The sequence below is a fragment of the Streptomyces sp. NPDC053431 genome (genome assembly GCF_044544925.1).
Taxonomy (GTDB): domain Bacteria; phylum Actinomycetota; class Actinomycetes; order Streptomycetales; family Streptomycetaceae; genus Streptomyces.
On sequence record NZ_JBITXX010000006.1, the window covers coordinates 381,390 to 391,725 of the forward strand.

The following is a 10,336-nucleotide window of genomic DNA, read 5'->3' on the forward strand; positions in this document are numbered from 1 at the left end:
CCTCCGGGGAAGGTCGAGGGCTCACCAGTGTCACGTACGACGTACCGGCGGACGCGACGCGCCACGCGCCCCGCGGGCGGCGTGCCCCGCACGGCGCAGGAAAAGCTGCATCCGTCCGCGGGGGCGGTACGGAATCACCGGTGAGCCACACAGGCCGTCCGCCGCCAAGGAGAGTTGCGATGCGCGTACTCGATCCGTTCGACGTCGACCAGAACGTGCCCGCGGCCGTCGGAGAGCGCCTCGGGCGAATGCTGGAGCGGCGACTGGAGGAGGCCGAGGCCACGGATCCCGTCTTCGCGGCCGACGTCGCCGGGCGCGTGGCCCGTTTCGCCCTGGACGGCGGCAGAAGGCTGCGCTCCTCGTTCCTGTGGTGGGCGATGCGGGGCTGCGGAGGCGGCGCCCGCGAGGCTCCTGGGGCTCTGGGGGTCGCCGCGGCGCTCGAACTGATCCAGACCTGCGCGCTGATCCACGACGACGTCATGGACGGCTCGACACGGCGCCGGGGACGTCCGGCCCTGCACGTCGACATAGACCGCCAGTACGAGACCGCGGGGCGCACGTCGCCGTGCGGAACGTTCGGCGGGGCCGCCGCGGTGCTCGCCGGGGACCTGGCCCTCGCCTGGGCCGACGACGCGTTCGCGGAGTCCGTCCGGGGAGCGCCGGCGGAGCGGCGCGCGGCGGACGTCTGGCGGGTCATGCGGACGGAGATGGTCGCCGGCCAGTACCTCGACCTGCACGGCCAGGCCACGCACGCCACCTCGACGACCCGGGCGCTGCGGACCGCCGTGCTCAAGACGGCCCTGTACACGGTGGGGCACCCCCTGACCCTGGGGGCCGTGCTCGCGGGCGCGCCGGAGCGGACACTGCGCCGGCTGCGAGCCGCCGGACGGGCGGCGGGGCTGGCGTTCCAGCTCCACGACGACGTGCAGGGGGCCTTCGGAGATCCGGAGGCGACCGGGAAACCGGTCGGCGAGGACATCCGCGAGGGCAAGGCCTCCTATCTGATGGCGGTCGCGCGGGATCTGTGCGTACGCGACCGGAACCACGCCGGACTGCGGCTGCTCGACGAGGTGGTGGGGGTCCCCGGCGCCCGCGCCGAGGACGTCGACCGCGTGCTGGACCTCCTGGACACGTGCGGGGCGCGCGAGTCGGTCTCCCGGTGTGTCGAGGAGCTGTGCGCCCGCGGTGTCGCGGCGGTCGCCGGCGCCGGCCTGTCGCGGGAGGCGGCGCACCGGCTGGGCGACCTGCTGCGCGCCGCCTGCGGGCAGGGCCCCGCCGCGGGCGGACCGGCCGTGCCCGTGGCCGCCCGGGAGACCGCCGACCCCCTGCTGATCGGAGAAGCCCGTTGAAGACCCTGACCGGTCCGACGGACCATGTCGTCGTCGTGGGAGCGGGGCTCGCCGGTCTCGCGGCCGCGCTGCACCTCTCGGGAGCGGGCCGGCGGGTGACCGTGGTGGAGCGGGACGCGGGGCCGGGCGGCCGCGCGGGGCGGCTCGACCTCGGCGGCTACCGGGTGGACACGGGACCGACCGTCCTGACCATGCCGGACGTTCTCGACGAGGCCTTCCGGGCCGTGGGCGACTCGCTCGGCGACCGCGTCGACCTCGTCCCCCTGTGTCCCGCCTACCGGGCGCTCTTCGCCGACGGCAGCCGCCTGGACGTGCACACCGACGCCGAGGTCATGGAGGCCGAGATCGCCTCCTTCGCGGGTGCCCGGGAAGCCCTCGGATACCGCGGGCTGCGCCGGTGGCTCGAAGAGCTGTACGCCGTGCAGATCCGGCGCTTCATCGACGCCAACTTCGACTCCCCCCTGCGGCTGCTCCACCCGGACCTGGCACGGCTCGCGGCGCTCGGCGGCTTCGGACGTCTCGACCGGGCCGTCGGGCGCTTCCTGTCGGACGAGCGACTGCGCCGCGTGTTCTCCTTCCAGTCCCTGTACGCCGGTGTCGCCCCGTCCCGTGCGCTGGCCGCCTACGCCGTGATCGCCTACATGGACACGGTCGCCGGCGTCTACTTCCCGCGCGGCGGGATGCACGCCGTGCCGGTGGCGATGGCCGGATCGGCGGAGCGGGCGGGCGTCGTGTTCCGGTTCGGCGAGCGGGTCGCCCGGCTGGAGCGGAGGGGGCGGCGCGTCACCGCGGTGGTCACCGACCACGACCGAATCGCCTGTGACGCGGTCGTCCTGACCCCGGACCTGCCGGTGTCCTACCGGCTCCTGGGACGGGCCCCCCGGCGTCCCGTCCGGCTGCGGCACGCGCCGAGCGCGGTGGTGCTGCACGTCGGGACGGATCGCACATGGCCCCAACTGGCTCACCACACACTGTCGTTCGGACAGTCCTGGGACACCGTGTTCGGCGAACTGACCGTCGCCGGACGGCTGATGAGCGACCCCTCGGTGCTGATCACCCGGCCCACCGCCACCGACCCGTCGCTGGCACCGGCGGGGCGTCACCTCCACTACGTTCTGGCACCCTGCCCCAACACCGAGACCGGCCCCGCGGCCGCCCACTGGGGCGAGCTCGGGCCGCGCTACCGCGACGACCTGGTGCGCGAGCTGGAACGCCGGGGGCTGGCCGGTCTGGGGGCGTCCGTCGAGGAGGAGAGCCTCGTCACGCCGGCGGACTGGACGGCGCTGGGGCACGCGGCCGGGACCCCCTTCTCCGTCGCCCACACCGTCGCGCAGACGGGTCCCTTCCGGCCGCGGAACCTCGTGGCCGGCACGGAGAACGCCGTCCTGGCCGGATGCGGCACCACCCCGGGCGTCGGAGTGCCCACGGTGCTGCTCTCCGGGAAGCTCGCCGCGGCCCGGGTGACGGGGCAGGGGGGAGCCGGATGACGGCGCGCGAGCTGGACGCGGCGGGCATCACCGATCCGGCGCTGCGGGCGGCCTACACGGCCAGCCGCCGCCTCAACGCCCGGCACGGCAAGACGTACTTCCTCGCCACGCGGCTGCTCCCGGTCGACCGGCGCGCCGCCGTGCACGCCCTCTACGGCTTCGCGCGGTACGCCGACGACATCGTCGACGACCTCGGCGCGGCGGCCTCCCGGCAGGAACGGCGCGTCGCCCTCGACACGCTGGAGCGGCAGTGGCTGCGGGCCGCCCGGGGCGAGGAGGCCGGCGAACCGGTGGTGCGGGCGGCCGCCGACACCCGGGCCCGGTACGGGATTCCGGCCCGTCACTTCACCGACTTCCTCGCGTCGATGCGCAGCGACCTGTCGGTCGAGGCCTACCCGACCTACGCCGACCTGAGGTCCTACATGCACGGTTCGGCCGCCGTCATCGGCCTGCAGATGACTCCGGTGCTCGGCACCGTGGTGCCCCGGGCGGAGGCGGAGCCGTACGCCGCCGCGCTCGGAGTGGCCTTCCAGCTGACGAACTTCCTCCGGGACGTCGGCGAGGACCTCGACCGGGGCCGGGTCTATCTGCCCCTGGACCTGCTGGGGGCGCACGGGGTCGACCGTGAGCTGCTGGCGTGGAGCAGGCGCACCGGGTGCCGGGACGCGCGGATCACCGCGGCGCTGCGCGCGGCCGCGGCCCTGACCCGGGACGTCTATCGGGCGGCCGAGCCGGGGATCGAACGCCTGGACCCCGTCTCGGCGCCCTGCGTCCGCACGGCCTTCGTGCTGTACCGCGACATCCTGGGGGCGATCGAGAAGGACGGTTACGCGGTGGTGCACCGCAGGGCCGTGGTGGGTCGCGGGAGGCGGGCGGCCGTGGCACTGCGCGGTCTGGCCGGCGCCCTGACGGCGCGCTCCGGCGCCCGCCCGGCGGGCCGGGCCGGGCCGGCCGAACGCCGGAGCCCGGCCGAGAGCGGGGCCCCGGGCGGGAGCGGGAGCCCGGACGGGAGCGGGGGCCCCGATCAGGGTGGGTGCCCGGGCGGGAGCGGGATCGCGTACCCGGGGGGAGCCCCCGCGGCGACGCCCGCGAGCGCGGTGACGGAGCGTCGGCGAGAGGACGGGGCGTGAGCGAGGAGAACAGGACGAACGGGCCGGTCGGGCGGCCGGGCCGACGGGCGGTGCTGCCGCTGCGGCTGCGCCGGAACCCCGTCACCTGGGAGCTGCAGCGCCCCACGTGGCGGGAGGCCAAGCCGGCGCGGATCGCCGAGGCGCTGGAGCGGGCCCGGGCCCGTCCGTCGGGGAACTGGTTCGTCGTCGGGGCCTCCGCGGACCTGACCACGCGCCGGCCGCTAGGCCGGACGGTGGCCGGCACCGAGGTGGTGCTCTGGCGGGACGAGGGCGGGGTGCCCCAGGCCGGGCCCGGAGCCTGCCCGCACCTCGGCGCTCCGCTGAAGGACAGCGTGGTGCGGTGCGGCCGGCTGATCTGTCACTGGCACGGGCTGGCCCTCGACGGCGGGCCTTTCGCCGGGTGGTCGCCGTGGCCGGTGCACGACGACGGGGTGCTGCTCTGGGTACGCCTGGACCGGGCCGGCGGCGAACCGCCGACCGAACGCCCCGCCGTGCCGGCCCGGCCGCCGCGGGACGGTGCGGTCACCGCGGTGTACACCGGGGTGGGCAGGTGCGAACCGGAGGACGTGGTCGCGAACCGCCTCGACCCGTGGCACGGGGCCTGGCTGCACCCGTACTCGTTCGTGGATCTGGCCGTCCTGGACGGTCCGTCCGGCGGCGGTGACGCCGACGACGCGCTGCTGGTGGACGTGTCGTTCAAGGTGGCCGGGCGCGTCGTCGTTCCGGTGCGGGCCGCTTTCGAGGCCCCGGATCCGCGTACGGTCGTCATGCGGATCGTGGCCGGCGAGGGAACGGGGTCCGTGGTGGAGACCCACGCGACGCCGCTGACGCCGGCGGGCGCCGTCCGGCCCAGGACCGCGGTGGTGGAGGCCGTCGTGGCCGGCTCGGACCGGCGGGGATTCGCGCTGGCCCGCGCCCTCGCGCCACTGCTGCGGCCCGCGATGCGGGCGGCGGCGGGCCGGTTGTGGCGCGACGATCTCGCGTACGCGGAACGGCGCTTCGCTCTGCGCAGGGACGACCGGTCGCCCGGCTGACCGGCACCGGTCCGCCGGGGGCTCGGCGCGTCGGAGGCCCGGCCGTCCGGTCCCTAGGCGGCTCGGCGCCCGGAAGCCTGGCCGTCCGGTCCGTAGGCGGCTCGGCGCCCGGAAGCCTGGCCGTCCGGTCCGTAGGCGGCTCGGCGCCCCGGAAGCCCGGCCGTCAGGTCCGTAGGCGGCTCGGCGTGTCGGAAGCCTGGCCGTCGGGTCCGTCGGGGGCTCGGCGCGTCGGAGGCCCGGCCGTCCGGCCCGTCGGCGGCTCTGCGGCTCACCCCCTCGTTCCCGCGGCTGAGCGGGCGCCGCCGGGCCCTCCCGTCAGCGGTCGCCGTAGCGGCGGGCCAGGAGTCGCAGGGGTGCGGACCGGCCCCGGTCGGGCACGGTCCACAGGGTCTGCCCGTGCAGCCCCCAGCGCCGCAGATGCGCGTTGGCCGCCAGGAAGCCGGTGGTGGCGGCCCGCTCCATGAGCGCCACCGGGAGGTCCGTGCGGACCAGGTCGCCGGCGAGGGTGACGGTCGGCTCGGGGGTGTCGACGGTGGGCCGGTCCGTGTGGCCGCCGACGGCGAAGAGCGGACAGTCCTGCCGCCACTGGAGCCGCCGGTCGACGACGCGGGCGGACCGCGTCTCCGGATAGACGCGGTGGAGCTGCTCGACGAGGGCGCGGTCGAGGGACTCGGGAACCGCGGCCGGATCCGCCGCGTACGCGTGGAGTTCGAGCACGGCTCCGCCGGTCTTCGCGGCCCAGCGAGCGGCCTCGCCCTCCCAGGCGCTGAGCACGCTGATGTTGTCCAGGGGGCCGTAGCCGCTGGTGCCGAGGAACCCGGGGCGGTGGGCGGCCACGGGCCGGTCGAGCCAGATCCTGGACACGAGGAAGGGCGGGGCGGTCCGCAGCCGGCCGATCCGGGCGCGCCACGCGGCGTCGCAGAGGTCGGGGGAGGCGGCCACGAGGGTCCGCAGGCCCGCGGTGTCCAGGGCCAGGACGACCGCGTCGACCTGCTCGGTGGTCTGCGGGGTGTGGATCACGTGGCCGCCGTGCGAGGAGGGGCCGAGGCCGGTCACGGCGGTGCCGGTACGGATGTCGACGCCGCGGCGCTGGAGGTGGCGGGTGAGGGGGTCCCACAGCGCCTGCGGGTAGGGCTCGTCCGGCACGTCGAAGAGGAGTCCTTCCGACGAACCGAGGAAGTAGATGTGGAACATGAGGGCGAGCTCGGCCGCGGACAACTCGGCCGGGTCGGCGAAGAAGCTCCGGGAGAAGACCTCGAAGGCGAGATGCTGGGCGGCCGTGGGGAAGCCGATGCGGTCGAGGAGTTCGAGGGCGCTGACGCCGTCGTAGCGCCGGTGGATCTCGGACGCGCGGACGTCGAACAGGGGAAGTGCGGCGCGGGGATTCATCCGGGCGAGGTCGCGCAGCCCGAAGCTCGGGCTGAGCAGGCTGAAGCCGACGGCGCTCCACGGGGGCGTCCTCGGTACCCGGGCGAAGCTGTCGTGGAGTCCCGAGCTGTGCCGCAGCGGGTAGTCGGGCAGCGGGCGGAGCCGTTCGAGCCCGGGGTCGGCCCGCCTCAGCAGACCGCGCAGGTTGTAGTACTGGCGGAAGAACGCGTGGAAGCCGCGGCTCATGGTGACGGCCGAGCCGTCCGCGAGTTCGGTGGGCCAGCCGGCCAGACGACCGCCGAGGGCGGTATCCCGCTCGTAGAGGGTGACGCGGACGCCGCGTTCGGCGAGCGCCGTCGCGGCGGCGAGGCCCGCGATGCCGCCGCCGACGACCGCGCACCGGGGCGGGGGGCCGGCGGCGGTGGGCCGCCCGGGGTGCGCGGGAACGACGACGGCCTTGCGGTCGCGGCCGCGGCGGGCGGCCGGTGCGCGGTGGTGGGCGCTCATGCGTGGTCTCCCTCGGAGGTCAGGAGCGGGTGCGGCGGGCGAGCAGGGGCAGCTCGGCGGCGGTGCGGAGCATGGTGAGCACAGGAGTGCACAGGCCGATGGCCAACTCTTCGGCGGGTCGGGTCGTGCCGTCGAGGAAACGCAGCAGACGGGCGGCGGGCACGTGGTCGAACAGCCGGGTGAAGAAGGCGGGGCCGTCGATGCGGCCGGCGTCGAGCGCACGCAGCAGGACCGCGTCCATGGCGAGGGCCCTGGCCGGGTGGGCGGCCGGCGGGACGGGCGTGCGGCCCGCGTGGACGCCGTCCGCCACGAAGCGGGTCTGCCGTTGGACGGCGGCGAAGGCGTATCCGGTGGAGGGCCGTACGGCCCCGCCGGCCGTGCCGATGCGGAAGACGTGCCGGCCGGGCCGGCGGTCGTATCTGCCGTCGGTCATGGGAATGACGCCCCGCTCCGTGGCCGTCACGCGGAAGGGGCCGAGTCCGAGCACGCGGTCGGTGTAGTGGCGCAGGGCCTCGTCGTAGGCGGCCTGGGCAAGCGGGGCGCGGCTGAACTCGGTGTATTCGACGAGCGCCGCACGGGCGCTGAGGGGCAGGACGTACCCGAAGGAGAGTCCGTGCTCGGGCTGCGGCGTGCGGAAGTCCATCAGCTCGACGGTCTCGGGGGCGAACGCGGGGCGCGCGCAGTGGACGAACCAGCCCTGGAAGTGCTGGAGGAGCGCGACGCGGGCGGGTGGCGGTACGGCGGGGGGACGGGAGTCGTAGACCCGGCGGGCGCGGAGGGTGCGTACGCCGCCTTCGGCGGTGCGGCAGGCCAGTTCGGCGCCGTCGGGCCGGTCGGTGACGCGCTCCACGACGGCCTCGATCCTGCGCAGTCCGGTCAGGCGCGCCTCGAGTCCCCGCTCGAAGTCGGCGGAGCGCAGCATCTTGTACCGCAGCCCGCCGAGGTCGCGGGCCGGGCCGCTGCCGTCGGGGGCGCGGACGCGGAGCCGGCGCCAGCTCGCCGTGAGCAGCGGCTCGTAGTCACCCGGTCCGGCCTCCCAGTAGCACCAGGTGCGTTCGGGCGGCCGGAGCGGGCCGGGCGGCGCGTCGACGAGGACGACGTCCGGAGCTCGGACACCGGGCGGCGGGTCGAGCAGCCGCCAGGCCAGCGACAGGCCGGCGGCTCCCGCGCCGACGATGGCGATGTCGGTGCTGTACGTCATGGTTCCGCGGTCCGCTCCGTTCTCGACGCCGGACGGCCCGGCCGGCCGGGCCCACCGCGGCCCGTCCGCCCCCTCGTGCGCGGAGGACCGTCCGGACCAGGCTTCCGGTGCGAGGCCCTCCTCGGATGCAGCCGCGCCGAGCCCACGCCGATTTCACCGGGGCGGGCCGACACGCTCCTCAGCGGTGGCGGAGCGAGCCCGGCCACCAGACCGCGGGACCGATGTCCCGGACGAGGGCCGGGACCAGGAGCGACCGGACCACGAGGGTGTCGAGCAGGACGCCGAAGGCCACGATGAAGGCGATCTGGACGAGGAAGGCGAGCGGGATCACGCCGAGAGCGGCGAAGGTGGCGGCCAGGACGACACCGGCCGAGGTGATGACCCCTCCTGTGGCGACCAGTCCCCGGCGGACGCCCTCGCGTGTGCCGTGCAGCGCCGTCTCCTCGCGGACCCGCGACATGAGGAAGATGTTGTAGTCGACGCCGAGGGCGACCAGGAAGACGAAGCCGTACAGGGGGACGGACGCGTCGGTGCCGGTGAACCCGAAGACGTGCTCGAACACGACGGCCGAGACGCCCAGCGTGGCCACGAAGTTGAGTCCGACGGTGGCCACCAGGAGCACGGGGAGCAGCAGCGAGCGCAGCAGGCCGACGAGGATCACCAGGACGATCAGGAGCACGACCGGGAGGATGAGCATCCGGTCCCGTTCGGCCGTGAGCTGCGTGTCGTACTGCTGCGCGGTGCGGCCGCCGACGAGGGCGTCGGCGCCCGGCACGCCGTGGAGGACGCCGCGCAGACGGGCGACGGTGTCCTTGGCGGCGTCGGAGTCCGCGGCGTACGCGAGGGTGATGTCGATCCGCACCCGGCCGTCCGCGACGAGGGGCCGGGTCGCGCCGGGCACGGCGAAGAGGGTCGCGGAGTCGACTCCGTCGACGTCCTCGGCGGCGGTACGCACCTGCTCGGCGCTGCCGGCGTCGGCGATGACGACGGCGGGATCGCCCGCACCGCCGGGAAAGTGCTCGCTCAGCCGCGCCTGGGCGGCGACGGAGGGGGCGTCCTTGACGAAGATCTCGTCGAGCGGCACGCCCCGCGAGTCGAGCGTGAAGGAGAAGGCGGCGCAGGCGAGCAGTGCGGCGAGCGATCCGGCCCACACCTTGCGTGGCGCGCGGTCCACCAGCGCCGCGACCCTGTGCCAGACGGGGTGCGCGTCGTCTCCGGTGGTCGCCCGGGGACGCGCCGGCCAGTAGGCGGCCCGGCCGAGCAGGACCAGAGCCGCGGGCAGGAACGTCACCGCGCCGAGGACGGCGCAGGCGATGCCGATGGCGCCGACCGGACCGAGAGCGCGGTTGTTGGTGAGGTCGCTGAGCAGGAGGGCGAGCAGCCCGAGCGCGACCGTGGCCGCGCTGGCCACGATCGGCCAGAAGGACTGCTTGAGGGCGGCCCGCATGGCGGGGACCCGGTCGCCGGCGCGTGCGCCGAGCTCCTCCCGGTAGCGGGCGGCGAGGAGGAGGGCGTAGTCCGTGGCGGCTCCGATGACCAGGATGGACAGGATGCCCTGGACCTGGCCGTCGACCCGCACGACGTCGTGGTCGGCCAGGACGTAGACGACCGCGCAGGCCAGACCGAGGGCGAACACCGCACCGAAGATGATCAGCAGCGGGAGCAGGACGCTCCGGTACACCAGCAGCAGGATCACCAGGACGGTCACCAGGGCGACGACGAGGAGAAGACCGTCGATGCCGGCGAAGGCGTCCTTGAGGTCGGCCTGTGTGGCGGCGGGGCCGCCCAGCCACGCCACGGTCCCGGGCACGGTGGAGGCCGCGGCCTCCACCCGGTCCAGTGCCGCGGGCAGGTCGTCGCCGAGGTCCGGGCGGAGCGGTACGACGCCCCGCAGGGCCTCGCCGTCCTCGGACGGGAAGGCCGGGGAAGGCGCGCCGACGACCCCCTCGACGCCCCTGAGCGTCGACAGCGCCCGGGTGGCGGCGGCCCGCGCCGAGGGGTCGAGGCGCCCGCCGCCCTCGGCGGTCCAGACGATCAGTGCCGGAAGGGCGTCTTCCTGCCGGAACGTTCCCTGGGCCCGCAGAACCCGGGTCGACTCCGCACTGCGGGGCAGGAAGGCGGCCTGGTCGTTGGTCGCCACCTCGCCGAGCCTGCCGGCGTAGGGCCCTAGGGAGCGTCTTGTCGATCAATCGCTGAGCCAGATGAGTGTGCTGGCGAGAGTGATGACGGCGAGGTAGTGGTCGGGGCGCTTGTCGTAGCG

Annotated in this window: 7 protein-coding genes; 4 read left to right on the top strand and 3 right to left on the bottom strand. The window is 75.5% G+C overall.

Translation table 11 applies throughout. From position 1 onward, the window contains the following. Positions 1-179 precede the first annotated feature (179 nt). Genes ACIGXE_RS18255 through ACIGXE_RS18270 form a run of 4 tightly spaced genes read left to right on the top strand, consistent with a single transcriptional unit; the run spans position 180 to position 5,000 of the window. Positions 180-1,349 (top strand): polyprenyl synthetase family protein, encoded by a 1,170-nt coding sequence (locus ACIGXE_RS18255; RefSeq protein ID WP_399748471.1) that lies wholly within the window; start codon positions 180-182, stop codon positions 1,347-1,349. Then, the gene (gene crtI, locus ACIGXE_RS18260) at positions 1,346-2,836 is read left to right on the top strand and encodes a phytoene desaturase family protein (protein WP_399748473.1); all 1,491 of its coding nucleotides are present in this window, start codon (positions 1,346-1,348) and stop codon (positions 2,834-2,836) included. Before ACIGXE_RS18255 ends, crtI begins: the two co-directional genes overlap by 4 nt. Beyond that, positions 2,833-3,966, top strand: coding sequence for a phytoene/squalene synthase family protein (locus ACIGXE_RS18265; protein ID WP_399748475.1), 1,134 nt, complete (start codon positions 2,833-2,835; stop codon positions 3,964-3,966). Before crtI ends, ACIGXE_RS18265 begins: the two co-directional genes overlap by 4 nt. Continuing rightward, positions 3,963-5,000: a DUF5914 domain-containing protein gene (locus ACIGXE_RS18270; RefSeq protein ID WP_399748477.1), complete on the top strand. Its 1,038-nt coding sequence runs from the start codon at positions 3,963-3,965 to the stop codon at positions 4,998-5,000. The genes ACIGXE_RS18265 and ACIGXE_RS18270 overlap by 4 nt, the downstream gene beginning before the upstream one ends. Before the next feature lie 315 nt (positions 5,001-5,315). Here ACIGXE_RS18270 and ACIGXE_RS18275 read toward each other — a convergent pair whose 3' ends face one another. The 3 genes from ACIGXE_RS18275 to ACIGXE_RS18285 form a co-directional block, all read right to left on the bottom strand. Further along, positions 5,316-6,875, bottom strand: a complete 1,560-nt coding sequence (locus ACIGXE_RS18275; protein ID WP_399748479.1) for an FAD-dependent oxidoreductase — start codon at positions 6,873-6,875, stop codon at positions 5,316-5,318. A gap of 19 nt (positions 6,876-6,894) precedes the next feature. Beyond that, the gene (locus ACIGXE_RS18280; RefSeq protein WP_399748481.1) at positions 6,895-8,076 is read right to left on the bottom strand and encodes a lycopene cyclase family protein; all 1,182 of its coding nucleotides are present in this window, start codon (positions 8,074-8,076) and stop codon (positions 6,895-6,897) included. A gap of 178 nt (positions 8,077-8,254) precedes the next feature. Next, positions 8,255-10,216, bottom strand: a complete 1,962-nt coding sequence (locus ACIGXE_RS18285) for an MMPL family transporter (RefSeq protein ID WP_399748484.1) — start codon at positions 10,214-10,216, stop codon at positions 8,255-8,257. Positions 10,217-10,336: the final 120 nt, after the last annotated feature.

Excerpts from the sequence above, each read along its gene's own strand:
- ACIGXE_RS18275 (WP_399748479.1), bottom strand. The coding sequence starts at position 6,875 with ATGAGCGCCCACCACCGCGCACCGGCCGCCCGCCGCGGCCGCGACCGC.
- ACIGXE_RS18280 (WP_399748481.1), bottom strand. The coding sequence starts at position 8,076 with ATGACGTACAGCACCGACATCGCCATCGTCGGCGCGGGAGCCGCCGGC.
- ACIGXE_RS18255 (WP_399748471.1), top strand. The coding sequence starts at position 180 with ATGCGCGTACTCGATCCGTTCGACGTCGACCAGAACGTGCCCGCGGCC.
- ACIGXE_RS18265 (WP_399748475.1), top strand. The coding sequence starts at position 2,833 with ATGACGGCGCGCGAGCTGGACGCGGCGGGCATCACCGATCCGGCGCTG.